General features: G+C 73.3%; 12 protein-coding genes. 6 read left to right on the forward strand and 6 right to left on the reverse strand.

All coding sequences use genetic code 11. The features are described 5' to 3' along the window. Window positions 1–25 precede the first annotated feature (25 nt). From DEH69_RS13585 to DEH69_RS13595, 3 genes are all read right to left on the reverse strand, one after another. Window positions 26–1,453 carry a hypothetical protein gene (locus tag DEH69_RS13585; protein ID WP_113687208.1) on the reverse strand — a complete coding sequence of 476 codons (1,428 nt, stop codon included), beginning with the start codon at window positions 1,451–1,453 and terminating at the stop codon, window positions 26–28. A 213-nt stretch (window positions 1,454–1,666) separates the two neighbouring features. Further along, window positions 1,667–2,287, reverse strand: coding sequence for a GNAT family N-acetyltransferase (locus tag DEH69_RS13590; protein ID WP_113687217.1), 621 nt, complete (start codon window positions 2,285–2,287; stop codon window positions 1,667–1,669). Window positions 2,288–2,368: 81 nt separating this feature from the next. Beyond that, entirely contained in the window at window positions 2,369–3,280 is a 912-nt protein-coding gene (locus DEH69_RS13595; protein ID WP_113687209.1) for a mechanosensitive ion channel family protein, read from the reverse strand. A 284-nt stretch (window positions 3,281–3,564) separates the two neighbouring features. Between DEH69_RS13595 and DEH69_RS13600 the strand changes: the two genes are divergently transcribed. From DEH69_RS13600 to DEH69_RS13615, 4 genes are all read left to right on the forward strand, one after another. Next, complete coding sequence (locus DEH69_RS13600; RefSeq protein ID WP_113687210.1) at window positions 3,565–4,104, forward strand: HNH endonuclease; 540 nt, start codon at window positions 3,565–3,567, stop codon at window positions 4,102–4,104. Between the two features lie 244 nt (window positions 4,105–4,348). Continuing rightward, a complete protein-coding gene (locus DEH69_RS13605) occupies window positions 4,349–4,573 on the forward strand; it encodes a hypothetical protein (RefSeq protein ID WP_113687211.1) in 225 nt (74 codons plus the stop codon). Beyond that, the gene (gene malQ / locus DEH69_RS13610) at window positions 4,573–6,621 is read left to right on the forward strand and encodes a 4-alpha-glucanotransferase (RefSeq protein ID WP_113687212.1); all 2,049 of its coding nucleotides are present in this window, start codon (window positions 4,573–4,575) and stop codon (window positions 6,619–6,621) included. The genes DEH69_RS13605 and malQ overlap by 1 nt, the downstream gene beginning before the upstream one ends. Further along, window positions 6,609–6,830 carry a hypothetical protein gene (locus DEH69_RS13615; protein ID WP_258534650.1) on the forward strand — a complete coding sequence of 74 codons (222 nt, stop codon included), beginning with the start codon at window positions 6,609–6,611 and terminating at the stop codon, window positions 6,828–6,830. The genes malQ and DEH69_RS13615 overlap by 13 nt, the downstream gene beginning before the upstream one ends. Before the next feature lie 94 nt (window positions 6,831–6,924). On the opposite strand, the gene pepN is transcribed toward DEH69_RS13615, so the two are convergent. After that, window positions 6,925–9,495, reverse strand: a complete 2,571-nt coding sequence (gene pepN, locus DEH69_RS13620; RefSeq protein ID WP_113687213.1) for an aminopeptidase N — start codon at window positions 9,493–9,495, stop codon at window positions 6,925–6,927. A gap of 117 nt (window positions 9,496–9,612) precedes the next feature. Beyond that, on the reverse strand, window positions 9,613–12,945 hold the full coding sequence (locus DEH69_RS13625; RefSeq protein ID WP_113687214.1) for a S8 family serine peptidase: 3,333 nt from the start codon (window positions 12,943–12,945) through the stop codon (window positions 9,613–9,615). A gap of 517 nt (window positions 12,946–13,462) precedes the next feature. On the opposite strand from DEH69_RS13625, the gene DEH69_RS31500 reads away from it, so the two are divergent. Then, window positions 13,463–13,639 carry a hypothetical protein gene (locus tag DEH69_RS31500; RefSeq protein WP_181727425.1) on the forward strand — a complete coding sequence of 59 codons (177 nt, stop codon included), beginning with the start codon at window positions 13,463–13,465 and terminating at the stop codon, window positions 13,637–13,639. A 255-nt stretch (window positions 13,640–13,894) separates the two neighbouring features. On the opposite strand, the gene DEH69_RS13630 is transcribed toward DEH69_RS31500, so the two are convergent. Continuing rightward, a complete protein-coding gene (locus DEH69_RS13630) occupies window positions 13,895–14,884 on the reverse strand; it encodes a hypothetical protein (protein WP_181727426.1) in 990 nt (329 codons plus the stop codon). Window positions 14,885–15,286: 402 nt separating this feature from the next. On the opposite strand from DEH69_RS13630, the gene DEH69_RS13635 reads away from it, so the two are divergent. After that, window positions 15,287–15,481 (forward strand): DUF397 domain-containing protein, encoded by a 195-nt coding sequence (locus DEH69_RS13635; RefSeq protein ID WP_113687216.1) that lies wholly within the window; start codon window positions 15,287–15,289, stop codon window positions 15,479–15,481. The last annotated feature ends 71 nt before the right edge of the window (window positions 15,482–15,552 follow it).

Genomic DNA, 15,552 nt, shown 5'->3' on the forward strand with positions numbered 1-15,552 from the left:
CTCCCTCCGCGCTCTCACGGGGTCCTCACCGGTACTCCGACAGGCGGCGCGCGATGCCGAGCACCGTGCCGAGAGCCGCGAGCAGCGCGAGGAGCACCGCCCCCGCCGTCAGCCCCCCGAGCGCGCCGTGCCCGTCGGCCGCGGCGCGCGTGAACTCCCGCTGCTCGTGCTCCACCGCGTCGGCGAGCGACGCGTCGACGCGGTCGAAGCTCTCGCCGGTCGACTCCTCGGGCCGCTCCACGCCGATGACGGCCTCCACCGCCTCGTCGTATGCCCCCGCGGTCTCCAACTCCCTTGCCACGCTGTGACGTTCCTGCCACTCCTCGGTGGCTGCCACGGCCGCGTCGACCGGCGCCCTGCCCTCGGCGTCCTCGGCCAGCTCACCGGCCCTCGGCAGCAGCCCGCCGCGCTCGGCGGCGAGGGCGTCCATGTGGGTCGTGTAGCTGTCCTCGAACTCGCTGCCAGCGCCGCGCGTGACCAGCGTCATGCTCTCGTCGCCGCGCGCCTTGAGCGCCTCCGTCCAGGCGCCGTTCAGGGCGCTGAGGGACTGGGCGGCGTTCTCGTCGGCGTCGCTGAGCGCGCCGCGCGCCACGACGTGCGCCCCGGCCAGCCATATGAGCAGCACGGCCGCGGCGGTGGTCGCGGCGACGAGACCGGGGTTGAACACGCGGTTGGTGCGCAGATAGTGCCGCCGCTGGGCCCACGCGAGCGCGGCCAGGGCCAGCGCGCCCGAGCCCAGCGCGAGCCACGGCCAGTCCCGCGCATCGGCCAGGTCGCCCTCGAACCTGCGGGTCTCCAGCTCGTACAGCTCCTCGGCCGCGGTCAGCAGGGTGTCCTGCATCCGCTGGTCGGCATAGCGCAGATAGGCGCCGCCGAGGGGGAGGCCCTGCCGGTTGTTGGCGCGGGCGGTCTCCACGAGCCCGGCGTAGAACGGCAGCTCCTCGGTGAGCGTCTCGATGTACCGGCGCGCGCTGGCCGAGTCGGAGCTGTGCGCGGCGGCCGAGGCGAGCAGCCGCGCGGCGTTGTCGATGTCCCGCTCGTACCGCTCGCGCACGGCCGGGTCCTCGTCCGCCCCCGCGAGGAAGCCCGCGGCCGCCGTGGTGTTGGCGTCGGCGAGCGAGCGGTATATCTCCGCGGCGTCGGCGCTCAGCGGCTGGCTGCGCTCCTCCACGGTCCGCGCGGCGTCGGCCCGGTCGGTGATCTCGAAGAACGTGAGCGCGCCGAACAGCAGGAGCAGCCCGGCGACGGCGGCCCCGATGATCCGCAGCCTGCCGGGCTCGGTGCGGGCGGCGGCCCGCACCTGGGCGGCGCCCTCGGCGAACGCGCTGCGGCGCGGCGGCTCGGGCGTCGGCGGGGCCGCGGGTGGCGCGGCCGTGGCGGGCCACGGCGCCCGGGCGGCCGCGCCCTGCCCGCCCGGCGGGGACGCGGGCGGTGCGGTAGGCGGGTGAGTCATGCTCCCGGCCCTCCCCCTCGTATGTCCGGCCCCTGCGCGTGTCCGGGCAGGGCCACGGCCAGCAGTATGCCGCTCTGTCCGGCCACCACACAGCCCCTGCCGACTTCTTGTCGAGATCGCTATCCCGTCAGGGCTCCCCCGACCCCTTCCCCCTCAACACGCCTTACGGGCCGAGGTGGTTCCCATGGCGCGGCCCGATTCTCCGACGCGGCGTCAGAAGCGCACGCCGAGGTGGGTGATGCCCTCGCCGTGGCCCGGCAGCTCGGTGAAGCCGATCCGGTCGTAGAACGCGCGGGCGTTGGTGTTCGCCGGGCTCATCCCCAGGTGGACCCCCGGCACGCCACGCGCCCGCAGCGCGTCGAACAGCGCGTTCATCAGGCGCCGCCCGAGCCCCCGCCGCTGGCCCTCGGGCAGCAGGTCGATGTGCAGGTGCGCCGGGTGGGCGGCGGCTATCTCCGGCACCAGCATCCGCCCGGCGTGGTGCAGCAGGTCGCGCAGCTCCTCGTCGGGCGTCGTGGGCTTCCCCTCGGGCGCGGGGAAGCGCTCGGCCAGCGCGGGTGCCCACTCCGCGGCGAACCGCTCGAAGAACGCCACGCTGTCGTCCGTCGCCACCACGTAACCGATCGCGCGCGAGCCGTCGTCCGCGACAAACACAAGGCCGGGGTCGAACGCGGCATACGGCTCGGCGAATATCGCGGGCAGGATCGCCGGGTCCGCGTAGTGGCCCGTGGCGTCGCCTCCGACGAGACCGGTCCGCACGCAGATGTCGCGCAGCGCTTCGAGGTCGCCCGGCGCATAGCCGCGGATGGTGACGGGTGAGGTGGTCGCGGTCATGGGGGCCATTGTGGACGACCCCACTGACAACGGACCCCGGTCGCCCCGGACCCCGGTCGCCCCTCAGGTCCCGGTCGCCCCTCAGGTCCCGGTCGGCTCGGACAGCGGGGTGCCGGGCTCACCGGCCCGTTCGATGCCCGCCGCGCCCAGGGCCCGCTTGATCCGCCAGCGCAGCTCGCGTTCCACCTCGGGCGCCTTGCCTGGCGCGGTCTTGCCGGTGACCCGAAGCGTGATCGAATCCGCCGTGACCTCCTCGACGCCGAGCACCTCGACGGGCTCGCGCAGCAGCTCCTTCCACGGCGCGTCCGCCGCCATCCCGGCCCCGGCCTCCGCGAGGACGCGCCGCACCCGCTCCAGGTCGGCGTCGGCGGCGACCGGCACGTCCACGGTCGCGGTGGCCCAGCCCTGGCTGAGGTTCCCGACGCGGGTGATCTCGCCGTTGCGCACGTACCAGGTCTCGCCCGAGGCGCCGCGCAGCGTCGTCACGCGCAGCCCGATCTCCAGCACGGTCCCCGTGGCCTCGCCCACGTCGATCGTGTCGCCCACCCCGTACTGGTCCTCAAGCAGCATGAACAGACCGGCGAGCACGTCCGCGACCACGCTGCGCGCCCCGAAGCCGAGGGCGACGCCCGCGACCCCCGCGCTCGCCATGAGCGGGCCGAGCTGCACGCCGAGCTCGGAGAGCACCATGAGCGCCGCCGTGCCGAGCACCAGCACGGACGCCGTGCTCTTGAGCACCGAGCCGATCGTCTCCGAGCGCTGCCTGCGCCGCTCGGGGTTGACCAGCAGGCCGCCCATCGCCGACGAGCGCCGCCGGTTGCCGTCCTCGCGGTTCAGCCGCGCCGTCAGCCGCCCGATCGACCGGCGCAGCGCGAGCCGCAGCAGCAGCGCGACCACGACGATGAGCGTGATCCGCAGCCCCGAAGCCAGCCAGGACTCCCAGCTCCCGCCCACCGTCACCACCCCGCCGCGCGCCCGCGGCGGCGGGCCCATGAGCAGGGGACACAGGGACGGGTGCGCGCGGTGGGCGCGGGCGTGTCGTGCATGCGCACCACTCTGGCCCGCGACGCGCGCCCCGCTCAAGCCGTCCCGCTCCATGGAACGGTCCGAAGCCCCTGGGGGAGAAGGGAAGAAACGGTCGAGGAGTGAAGGGTGTGGCGAACGACACAATCAGTGCATTTCCCGATCGTGGTGGCGCTCGCGGTACCGCGCGGGACACACTGAGGGAGATCGTCCCGGCGCGAGCCACGCGCCGCCGACGGAAACGGAGGGCGTTCGTGCCACACGTCTTGGTCCTCAACGCGTCGTACGAGCCGCTTGGCGTCGTACCGGTCCGCCGCGCACTGATCCTGCTGCTGAACGACAAGGCCGTGAGCCTCGAGGACTCGGGTGCGCTGATGCGGAGTTCCACCCACGCCATACCCGCGCCGAGCGTCGTGCGGCTCAAGCGGTTCGTCCGCGTCCCCTACCGCACCGCCGTGCCCCTCACCCGCCGCGCGCTGTTCGCCCGCGACGGCGGCCGCTGCGCGTACTGCGGGGGCGTGGCCACCAGCGTCGACCACGTCATCCCGCGCAGCCGCGGGGGCCAGCACGCCTGGGACAACGTCGTCGCCGCCTGCCGCAGCTGCAACCACATCAAGGCCGACCGGCACGTCGCCGAGCTGGGCTGGCGGCTCCGACATACGCCCGGGCCGCCCTCGGGGCTGGCCTGGCGCATCATCGGCACGGGCCATCGCGATCCGCGGTGGCTGCCGTATCTGCGCCCCTACGGAGCCGATGACGCCCTCGCCAGGATCGACGGCGGCAGATCGGCCTGATCCCTCCCCTCCCTGATCCGTCCGTCTTCGCATCCGCAAGCGCATCCGCAAGTTTTCGCCCCCCATCGCGGCGGACGCGGAAAATCTTCGCCCCGGACGGCGTGAAGTGCGTCGCTTTCCCGTCGCGCGGACGGGTGCGGTGGCGTTGACTGGGTAGAGCAGTACTCGACGCCCCACCGAGCACCTACCGAGCAACCCGCCAAGCACCCACCGAGCACGACGCCGTCGGCGAACGGAGTGACCCGTGGCCGGAGCCGCCAGGACCGAGCACCGCGACACACGCGACACCCTCCAGCTCATCCCGCTGCCCACTCAGAGCTCATCGACCTCAGCCCGTGAGGCGCCCTTGACCAGCGAGCCGCCCCTGGACGACCTCGCCCCGCTCACCGCCGAGCAGCCGCTCGCGGTCGAGCCGCCCCTGACCGCGGAGCCCAACGGGCGTGGCGGCGCGGAGGCAGTCGAGGTCTGATGGAGCGGCTCGCGCGCCTCGCCGCGGCGCACGGCGTCGCCACCTCCTACAGCCCGGGCCCGGGCCGCACCGTCGAGGTGCCGAGGGACACCGTGGCCGCCGTGCTCGCCGCCCTCGGCGTCGACCCCGAGCGCTCCGAGGTCCCCGACACCACAGGCCGCCTGCTCCCGCCCACCGTTGTGCACCGCGCGGGCGGCCCGCCGCCGCCCGTGCCGCCGGGCACCGAGCTGCGCGTCACCACCGAGGACGGCGCCGAGCTGGCCTGGGGCCAGGCGCCGCTGCCGCCGGGCTGGCACACCCTGACGGCGAACGCGCCCGAAGGGCGAACGGCGACCGCCCCGTTGATCGTCGCCCCTGACCGGCTGCCCGACCCGCCAGGGCGCACCGTCGGCCTGCTGGTCCAGCTCTACTCGGTGCTCTCCACCCGCTCCTGGGGCATGGGCGACCTGGTGGACCTCGCCGACCTCGCGAGCTGGGCCGGGCACACGCTCGGCGCGGGGTTCGTCCAGATCAACCCCCTGCACGCCGCCGTCCCCGGCGCCGGAGGGGCGCCCACCGACCCGTCCCCCTACCGCCCCGGCACACGCCGTTTCGCCGACCCGATCCATCTGCGGATCGAGCACATCCCCGAGTACGCCTATCTCGACCCCGGCGCCCGCGCCGACCTCGACGCCCTGCGGGAACGCGCCGCCTCGCTGCGCACCGCCGTCATCGACGCGGGCGAGCCCATCGACAGGGACGCCGTGTGGGCGCTCAAGCTGCGGGCGCTCGAGATCCTGCGCCGCGTGCCGCTCAGCCCAGGGCGGCACGCGTCCTACTGCGCGTTCCTCGCCCAGCAGGGCCAGGCGCTCGAGGACCACGCCACGTGGTGCGCCCTGGCCGAGACGTACGGCCCCGACTGGCGCGCGTGGCCAGCCGGGCTGCGCGACCCGCGCTCGGCCGCCACCGCCCGCGCCCGCGCCGAGCACCTGGAGCGCATCGACTTCCACAGCTGGCTCGCGTGGCTCACCGACGGGCAGCTCTCCCGCGCCCAGCGCGCCGCCGAGGCGGCCGGGATGCCCATCGGCCTCGTCCACGACCTCGCCCTCGGCGTCCACCCCCATGGCTCGGACGCCTGGGCGCAGCAGGACGTGCTGGCGATCGGCATGTCCACGGGCGCGCCGCCCGACGCGTTCAACGAGAACGGCCAGGACTGGGGCCTGCCGCCCTGGCGCCCCGACGCGCTCGAACGCCTCGGCTACGCGCCCTACCGCGAGCTGGTCGCCGGGCTGCTGCGGCACGCGGGGGCGCTGCGCGTGGACCACGTCATGGGGCAGTTCAGGCTGTGGTGGATCCCCGAGGGCGCCTCACCCGTCGAGGGCACCTATGTGTCGTACAACGCCGACGCCATGCTCGCCGTCCTGGCGCTCCAGGCCCACAGGGCGGGCGCCGTGCTGGTGGGCGAGGACCTGGGCACGGTGGAGCCCGGGGTGCGCGAGGACCTGGCCGAGCGCGGCGTCGTCGGCACGTCGGTGCTGTGGTTCGAGCGCCACTGGGAGCGCGAGGGGCGGCCTCCGCTCGAGCCCGCGCAGTGGCGTTCGTCCTGCCTGGCCACGGTGACCACGCACGACCTGCCGTCCACCGCGGCCAGGCTGACCGCCGACCATGTCGAGCTGCGCCGCCGCCTCGGGCTGCTCGCGGACGCCCCTGGCGCGCTGCGGGAGGCGCTGAGCGAGACGGCGGAGTGGCTCGCGGCGTTCGCGCGGCTGGGGCTGCTGCCGCCGGGGGCGGGCGAGGAGGAGCGCATCGCGGCCGCCTACCGCTACCTGGCGCGCACGCCGGCGCGCATGGTCGGCATCTGGCTCCCCGACACGGTGGGCGACCTGCGCCCGCAGAACGTGCCGGGCACGTGGGACGAATACCCCAACTGGCGCCTGCCCGTCGCCGATGGAACGGGCCGCCCCGTGACCCTGGAGGAGCTGGCCGCGTCGGAGCGGGTGGCCTCGCTGGTACGGGCGGTGGTGAGCGAGATGTCGGCGTTCGTTACTGTGGCCCCGTGGTCAACTTGAACAAGAAGCGCGCCGCCGCCGTCCTGGGCGGCACGACGCTGCTCACCCTGCTGGCATCCCCCGCGGCCCAGGCGCTCACCCGGGACGACGGCGACGACCCGGGCCCCGGGCTGAGCGTGATCGAGACGCTTGGCCTCTTCGTGCTGGCGCCGATCGCGCTGTTCGCGGTCATCGCGGGCCTCGTGGTCCTGAGCGACCGCAAGCGCTGACGCCGCAAGCGCTGACAACGCGAGCGCTGACGCGGACGGGCCCCTCCCGTCGCCGGAAGGGGCCCGTCGTCGAGGCGTTCTCCTTCGGCGGTGCCTACCGCGGCTCGGCCGCCGCGTCCGCCGCCTGGGCGTGCAGGGCGCGTTCCACGCCGGCGCGCGCCTCGGTCACCAGGCGCCGCAGCGCGGGCGTCGGCTCGGCCGTCGCCAGCCACGCGTCCGTGGCATCGAGCGTCGCGCGCGACACCTGCACCACCGGGTAGAGCCCGGCCACGACCTGCTGCGCCATCTCGTGGCTTCGGCCGTTCCACACGTCCTTGACCGCCGCGAAGTACTTCTCCGTGTACGGCGCCAGCAGCTCGCGCTGGTCCGTCTGCACAAAGCCGCCGATCACCGCCTCCTGGAGGGCGTTGGGCAGCTTGTCGTGCTCGACGACCGAGGCCCATGCCTCCGCCTTGGCCTCGGGGGTCGGCCGCGCCGCCCGCGCCGCCGCCGCGTGCCGCTCGCCCGCCGACGTGGCGTCGCGCGCCAGCTCGGCGGCGATCGTGGCCTCGTCGGCCCGGCCCGTGGCGGCAAGCCGCGACAGGAACGCCCACCGCAGCTCGGTGTCCACCTCCAGGCCATCGACCGACTCGCTCCCGTCGAGCAGCCCGGCCAGCAGGTCGAGCTGCGCGTCCGTGCGCGCGGTCGCCGCGAACGCCCGCGCCCACGCCAGCTGGTGGTCGCCGCCCGCGTCGGCCGCCCGCAGCCGGGCGAGCGCCGCGTCCGACCACGTCGCCAGGCCCGTCTCGCGCCAGTCGGGCGCGGCGTACAGGTCGAGCGCCAGCTTGACCTGCCGGTGCAGCGACTGGACGACGCCGATGTCCCGCTCCTTGTCGATGCCGGAGAGCACCAGCGTCAGATAGTCGCGCGTGGCCATCTCGCCGTCGCGGGTCATGTCCCACGCGGAGGCCCAGCACAGGGCGCGCGGCAGCGACTCGGTGAAGTCTCCGACGTGCCGCGCGACCACGGCCATCGAGTCGGGGTCGAGCCGCACCTTGGCGTACGACAGGTCGTCGTCGTTGAGCAGCAGGACATCGGGGCGCGCCCTGCCGATCAGTTGCGGAACGGGCGTGCGCGCGCCGTCCACGTCCAGCTCGACGCGGTCGGTGCGGACCAGCGCGCCCTCGCGCAGCTCGTACAGGCCGACCGCGATGCGGTGCGGGCGCAGCACCGGCTCGCCCTTGGCGCCCGCGGGCAGCGCGGGGGCCTCCTGGCGGATGGCGAACTCGGTGATCGCGCCCGACTCGTCGACGGCGATCTCGGGCCGCAGGACGTTGATCCCCGCCGTCTCCAGCCACGCCGCCGACCACGCCTTGAGGTCGCGGCCGCTGGTCTCCTCCAGCGCGGTGAGCAGGTCGGTGAGCCGGGTGTTGCCCCACGCGTGGCGCTTGAAGTACGCCTGCACGCCGCGGAAGAACGCGTCCTGCCCGACGTAGGCCACCAGCTGCTTGAGCACCGAGGCGCCCTTGGCGTAGGTGATGCCGTCGAAGTTGACGAGGACGTCGTCCAGGTCGTTGATCTCCGCCATGATCGGGTGGGTCGACGGCAGCTGGTCCTGGCGGTAGGCCCAGGTCTTCATCTGGTTGGCGAAGCTCGTCCACGCCTGCGGCCAGTGGCTGCCGGGCGCGTGGGCCTGGCAGGCGATCGACGTGTAGGTGGCGAACGACTCGTTGAGCCAGAGATCGTTCCACCACTCCATCGTGACCAGGTCGCCGAACCACATGTGCGCCAGCTCGTGCAGCACGGTCTCGGCGCGCATCTCGTACGCCGCGTCGGTGACCTTGGAGCGGAAGAGGTACTGGTCGCGGATGGTGACGGCGCCCGCGTTCTCCATGGCTCCGGCGTTGAATTCGGGGACGAACAGCTGGTCGTACTTGGCGAACGGGAACGGGTAGTCGAACTTCTCCTCGAACCAGTCGAATCCCTGCCGCGTCACCGCGAACAGCGCCTCGGCGTCCAGGTGTTCGGCGAGCGAGGGGCGGCAGTACAGGCCCAGCGGAACGGTCCGCTCGCCGCTGCTCCAGCTGCTGTGCACCGCGTGGTAAGGGCCCGCGATAATGGCCGTGATGTAGGTGGAGACGCGCGGCGTGGGGTCGAACCGCCAGACGCCGTCCTTGGGTTCGGGCGTGGGCGCGTTGGAGATGACCGTCCAGCCCTCGGGCGCGGTCACGGTGAACCTGAACGTCGCCTTGAGGTCCGGCTGTTCGAAGCAGGCGAACACGCGGCGGGCGTCGGGCACCTCGAACTGCGTGTAGAGATAGACCTGCTGGTCCACGGGGTCCACCGAACGGTGCAGCCCCTCACCGGAGTTGGTGTACCGGCAGTCGGCGACCACGCGCAGCTCGTTCTCGCCGCGGACGAGCCCTTCGAGCGCGATGCGGGAGTCGGCGAACACCTCGGCCGGGTCGAGCGCGGCGCCGTTGAGCAGCACCTCAAAAACGCCGTCGGCGACCAGGTCGGCAAAGGTGGACCCGGCCTCGCGCGCGGTGAAGACGACGGTGGTCGCTGAGCGGAACGTTCCGCCCTCCGGCGCCCCCGAGAGATCGAGGTCGATCTCGTAGCGGTCGACGGCGAGCAGCGCGGCCCGCTCCTGCGCCTCGTTGCGGGTGAGATTCGTGCCAGGCACCTGGTGGTCTCCTTCGTCGGCGTGTCGCACGTCATCCTCGCACGGCGCACACGAACGGGGCGGGCGTCCGGCGTGTGCCGTCCGCCCGCCCCTGGTGTGTCGCGGGTTACCCGGTCACTACGGGGTGACGTGCAGGATCGTCAGGTTGCCGCTCCCCGCGAGCGTGCCCGCCTCGTTGAGCAGCCGCACCTCGCCGAAGATCACCCGGCCCTCGCCCGCCTCGGCCGCGGCGGCGGTCACGGTGACCTCGCCGGGGACCGACGCGGTCTCGCCCGCGGCCAGCTCGACCGCCTGCTCCTCGTCCACCGTGAGCGTGCCGAGGCCCTCGCTCAGATAGGCGTCGCGGTAGGCGAAGGCCGTGCTGCCCTGCGGCACCGAGTAGCCGTGCACCTCGACGGTGTACGTGCCGGGCTCGGGGTTCTCGATGACCACCGCCTCCTCGGAGCCCGACGAGGTGGACGCGCCCACCGACTCGCCGTCCCTGTACACATACAGGTCCAGGTCGGCGCCCGGGTCGTCGGGCGAGCCGATGACCGCGCTGAACGAGCCGACGCCCTCGCCGATGACGACCTCGTTGGTGAGGTATGCGCCGTGCCCGATCGTCGGGGTGTCCTCAAGGGCCGAGCCCAGCTCGCCCGCGGCGAACGAGCCCGCCAGCGGCGCCAGTTCGTTGGTCACGCGCCAGCCGACCGGCGTCGGCTGGCCCGCCACCACATGCGCCAGCTCAAGCGTCTCGGGGTCGAACGTCGCCCCGAGCGCCGTCGCGGTGAGCGTGTACGGGTTGTTCAGCCGCGGCGAGGTGCGCCGGGACTCGACCTCGATCTCCCACACGCCCGGGGTGGGGTTCAGATACGAACGCCGCGCCGGGTCGCACGTGTTGGCGGGGTTGTCGTAGTTCGGGTAGCACATCGTCGTCGTGGAGTCGTCGGCGAGCGTGCCCCACGGGGTGATGGCGATCCACCGCGTCTGGCTGCCTTCGGCCAGCCCGTCGAGGGCCACCTCGAACGACCTGGTGCCCTCGGGGACCCGCACGAAGTACGAGTCGGAGGCGTTGCGTTGCACCTCGCCCTCCTCCGAGACCGCGAAGGAAGGACCCGGCAGCTCCTGCGGCACCACGACGGTGGCCAGGATCTGGTGGTCGATGCCGCGGCTGCGCGGGTCGTCCACGGTGAGGATCGCGCTGTGCGCCCCCGACGACCGCGGCTTGGCCTCGAGCGTCACGGTCACCGGCTCGTCCAGCGGCAGCGAGACCGTGGAGCGCCCGGTGATGCGGAACGTGCGGTCGTGGTTGTTGGCCAGGTCCAGCGTGTGGCGGACGGCGCGGTCGGGCCCGCTGGTGCGGGTGATCGTGACCTCGTAACGCTCCCGCTCGCCGACCGCGGGCGCCGACTCGCGGTCGTACACGCCCGCGCCCACGCCCGGGGTCGCCAGGAAGTCCGACATGTCGTGGTCGACCGGCGCCCGCACGTCGTACTCGTAGGCGGTCGCGCCCCTGCTGATGAGCCGCCACGCCGCCCCGGTGTCCATGAGGCCCGCGCCCTGCTCGTGCGCCTGGACGCCGCGGATCGGGTCGGCCGAGCTGGTCAGCGCGGTCCGCAGGTCAGCGGCCGACAGGTCGATGCCGCGCTGCTTCGCCGCGGAGAGCAGGAGCGCGGAGGCGCCCGCGACCTGCGGCGACGACATCGACGTGCCCTGGAGCATGCCATAGCCGGGCGGCAGGTCGTAGCCAGCCTCGGCGACCGGCGAGCCCGCCATCCAGGTCGGGATCGTGTTGATCGAGGCGCCGGGCCCCGTGATGGTGGGCTTGAAGCCGCCGTCGTCGCGCGGACCGGCCGAGGAGAACGGCAGCATGCCGTAGGAAACGTCCACGCCCGAGCCGTAGTTGGCGGCCCAAGTCTCGCGCGAGATCGCCGCGCCCACGCTCACGACCTTCTCGGCGACGGACGGGTCGCCGATGGTGTTGACGCCGGGGCCGTCGTTGCCCGCCGAGATAAACAGCTCCACGTCATAGGTGTCGATCAGCTCGGTATACAGGTGCGCCCTGGCGTTGTTGCCGTCGTTGAGCGCGGGCAGGCCGCCGATGGAGACGTTGACGAGGTCCACGTCCCGGTTGACCACCAGGTCGATCATGCCCTCGAACAGCGCCGTGTAGGTGCAGCCGCCGCCGAAGACGCACGCGCGCGAGGAGACGATCTGCGCGCCGGGCGCCGCGCCGTTCATCTCGCCGCCGAACAGGCCGTTGGCCGCGGCGATCCCCGCCACGTGGGTGCCGTGGTTGCCCGAGACGATGCCGATGTTGACGAAGTCGCGGACCTCGCCGACCCAGTCGCCGCCGTAGGGGTCCATCGGCACGTCCTCGCGGATCTCCACGACGAACGGCAGGGACTCGGCGACCTCGGTGTCCTCGTCGTCGGTGCCGAAGTACCCGACCTGGAAGTCCTGGTTGTAGGGCGTCATCCAGGACTCGTCGGTGAAGTCGCCGTCGGCGTCGATGTCCACGCGGACCGCGCCCGCCTCGGGGTCGTAGAGCACGCCGAAGACGTCGGTGGTGTCGCCGTCGCGGTTGACGTCGCCGCCGATCTCGCCGACCGCGACGGACTCGCGGAAGACGTTGACGAGGAAGTCGCCCTCGGGGGCGGTGTACTCGGTGTTGTTGAACGTGAACGACGGGCCGCTGACCGCCGTTGTCATCGCGCGCCACGACAGGTCGCCGTCGATGATCGGGTCGGTCGCGGTGACCGAGTCGACGATCTTGCGCTCGCCCGTGGTGGTCTCCTGGAGCGCGGGGTGCGCGAGGTCGACGCCGAGGTCGAGCACGCCGATCGTGACGCCGCGGCCGTCCCAGCGCGGGTGGTCGTCGACGAAGTCGACGGCGCCGGTCTCGTGCGCGGGCTGGTAGGGGTTCTCGGCGGGCGTGTCCTCGTTGGGGCCCTGGTAACGCCGCGCGGCGGACGCCTCCGCCACCTGCTCGCCAGCGCCCGGTGACGGATCGGGCGCCTGGACGGTGTCGTTGAGGTCGATCGCGAGGACGTCGTCGAGCCCGGTGGCCTCCTCGATCGCCGCGTCGGCCTTTCCGGTGGTGACGGTGACGCGGACATAGCCGATGCTCTCCTCGGTGAAGCCGACGGAGGCGCCGGAGACGGCGTCGAGCCGCTCGGCGACCTGCTCGGTCTCACCGGGCTCGGCCGCGATCAGCAGGGTCACGAAGTCATCGCCCGCGGCCTTGGCCTCGGCGAGCAGCGTGGCGTCCTGGGTCGAGAACTTCTCGCCGATCGGCTTGTCCGCGAGCGGCGCCGGCGCCGTCGCGGAGTCGTCGGCGAGGGCGGGCGTGACCCCGGCGAAGCCGAGCGTGACGGCGAGCGCCGCGGTGAGGACCGTCCGGTGCGGACGGCGTCTGCCCGCCGGGGGTATCCCCGGCGGCAGCGAGTGGGAACGGGGTCTTAGTGACATGGGCATCCTTGTTCGGATTCCGGAGCAGGATGACCGGTCATCCTACGGAAGCGATCACTTCCCGGGGATCCCCGCCGGAAAGTTGTCACATTCCTGTCATCGCGGGGTGAACGGACGCCGGAGCGGCCGACGTTGGCGACCGGCCGCCTCGGGGGCGCGCCGAGGTCTACGCGCGGCCGTCTGCGCGCATGCCGCGAACGTCGGCCCCGAGCGCGCCCGCCCTGGTGTCACGTCAGTCGAACGCGCGCTGCACCAGCCGCGCCACCGCCATGACTCCTCGCCTGATCAACCCGAGGCCCCCGGCCATATCGGCGGCGGTCGCGGCCGCGTCCACCCGGTCCACTCCGGAACGGCACCGGGCGCAGGAACGGCGCCAACGGCCCTTCGGCCCACCCGCACTTCTTGCACATCGCCATGCCGCCATTCTCCCCGCCGCCCCACCCCCTGCCTCGTCGCCCCGGACGCGGCGGACCGCCCGGTACTGTCTGAGGCCGGACACCGACGGAGAGGGGCGGTCGTGACGGGACGGCAGGACAGTGGAGCACCCGAGGGGTGGACCGACCCGCGGTATGCCGACATGGTCGCGCTCATCGACAACGCGCGGCGCCGGTTCCCGCGCCGCGAGGGGCCGCCCGTCGTGCGCGGCTTCTCGCGCGAGCTGCCGCCCGACCGGCGCCCCCCGACCACGGGCTGACCGCGGCACGGCCCCGCCCACCGGGCATCTCTTCGGCGGGCGGGGCGTCCACGTGCCCGCGTGCCCGCGGGGGCGTCCACATGCCCGCGGGAAACACGGAAGGGGGCCGTGGGAACCCGCTCGCCGAGCGGGGGTGGGCTTGAACCGTAGGGCGCACGGCCTTGCGGGCGGTCGGATATCTCGCGTCCGGCACCCTGAAGCCCGCCGCAGGCGACCGGGCCCCCCGGCCACGACGCCGCTCACCGCGGCGAGCCGTCACCGCGGCATCACCACCACGTACGACGCCGAGGGGCGGGACTCCGCCGCGGCCAACGCGCGTTCGATCGTGGTCACTTGGGCGTTCGGGGCGTCGCGCAGGGCGCGCGGGGTCAGGTGCAGGACGGTGATGCCGAGGCCCGCCAGGGTCTGGTCGCGGCGCAGCGCCTCCTCGTCCGTGCCGGTCCGGTCGCCGCGCTGGCGCGGCACCCTCATGTCGATCTCCACGGCCACCGCGTGGCGCGGCCAGTACGCGTCGACCTCCGCGAGGAACGGGCCGTCGGGCAGCCACAGGGCGACGTTCCAGCACGGGTCGGGGAGGGCGCCCAGGCGCACCGCGCGCAGCAGGCGGTCCTCCGCGAGCGCGCGGCCCTCGGTCAGCAGCGTGTCGATCGCCGACGCCACCTGGGGCCGTCCAAGCAGCCGCCCCCGCGCCAACTCCCGTACCACAGGCTGGGGATCGCAGTGGCCGCCGCGGATCGCCTCCGACAGCAGGCGCCGCACGGTCAACGCGTCGGGCAGGCGCGCGATCGCGTCGGCCAGCGCGCGCGGCACCGGCGCCACGGGGAAGCCGCCCACCCGCAGGGGCCGCGGCATCCTGTGGGTGCGCACGATGCGCGCGCACCCCGCCGAGCGCAGCCGCCGCACGCGCGGCACCAGCACATCCACCTGGTCGAGCGCCGTCACCGGCGGTACCGACGTGAACCCGTGCAGCGCGAGCGCCGCGAGCCCGCTGACCACCGCCTCGCCCTCCCGCCCGCCCGTGTAACGGAGCACCGCGTGCAGCGTCTCCTCCTCGTTCGGTGGTCCCGAGCGCAACAAGAAGACGCCGGGCAACGGCATCTGCCACGGCCCCCCGGGGCGGCACCTGTCGTGCGCGACGGCGGGCGCGACGCCGTGCTCGCGCAGCTCCTGCGCGGTCATCACCCGGCAGCGCGCCTCGGGGCGCTGGTGGAGGGGGCGGGGTGTGATCGGCGTGTTGTCATTCATGACCCGCCGATTCCCCTCGGCGGCGCGCCCGGCTACCTCTGTTACAGAGCCGTCGGCAAACGCGGACAACACGGCGTTAAATGCGTGCGTGTTCGCTTATCGCTCGTGCGTGCGGCCAACTGTCAAGCATACGACGCCCGTTCACTACCGAGAGGGATGATCCACGCATATCTGGTTAACGGCGCGTGCGGCGGGAGAGGGTGAGGTGTACATCGACGCGGCCCGCCACCGGCCGTCGGTGCACTGACGGTTCACGGGGACGGAGGGGCGTGCACCATGGAGCTCATCAACGAGGGCGGAGACCTGTCGCCCAACGCGCGGCTGGGGCGCCGCGTTCGCAGGCTGAGGTTGGACAAGTGATTCTCTCGATCTGATGCGCAACTACCTGAAAGAGTATGAGCGATGAGAGCTGATGACCTCGTCCATGCGCAATGGCGCAAGTCGAGCTACAGCGGCGCTAATAACGGTGACTGCGTCGAGGTGGCGGATGGAATTCCCGGTGTGATACCCGTCCGTGACTCCAAGGTCCCGGGTCGGGCGATCGCCTTTTCGGCGGGGGAGTGGAGCCGTTTCGTTTCCACCCTCCGCCGCGGTTGAAACCCGCCACCTACGCTACTGAGGTTGAACTCGTGGTGTCGTGAGGGCTGACGGTTCGTCGCTGGTGCGGT

Source organism: Streptomyces sp. PT12, assembly GCF_003311645.1.
Lineage (GTDB): Bacteria > Actinomycetota > Actinomycetes > Streptomycetales > Streptomycetaceae > Streptomyces.

Excerpts from the sequence above, each read along its gene's own strand:
- DEH69_RS13635 (WP_113687216.1), top strand. The coding sequence starts at position 15,287 with ATGAGAGCTGATGACCTCGTCCATGCGCAATGGCGCAAGTCGAGCTAC.
- DEH69_RS13595 (WP_113687209.1), bottom strand. The coding sequence starts at position 3,280 with ATGGGCCCGCCGCCGCGGGCGCGCGGCGGGGTGGTGACGGTGGGCGGG.
- DEH69_RS13590 (WP_113687217.1), bottom strand. The coding sequence starts at position 2,287 with ATGACCGCGACCACCTCACCCGTCACCATCCGCGGCTATGCGCCGGGC.
- DEH69_RS13585 (WP_113687208.1), bottom strand. The coding sequence starts at position 1,453 with ATGACTCACCCGCCTACCGCACCGCCCGCGTCCCCGCCGGGCGGGCAG.
- malQ (WP_113687212.1), top strand. The coding sequence starts at position 4,573 with ATGGAGCGGCTCGCGCGCCTCGCCGCGGCGCACGGCGTCGCCACCTCC.
- DEH69_RS13630 (WP_181727426.1), bottom strand. The coding sequence starts at position 14,884 with ATGAATGACAACACGCCGATCACACCCCGCCCCCTCCACCAGCGCCCC.
- DEH69_RS13625 (WP_113687214.1), bottom strand. The coding sequence starts at position 12,945 with ATGTCACTAAGACCCCGTTCCCACTCGCTGCCGCCGGGGATACCCCCG.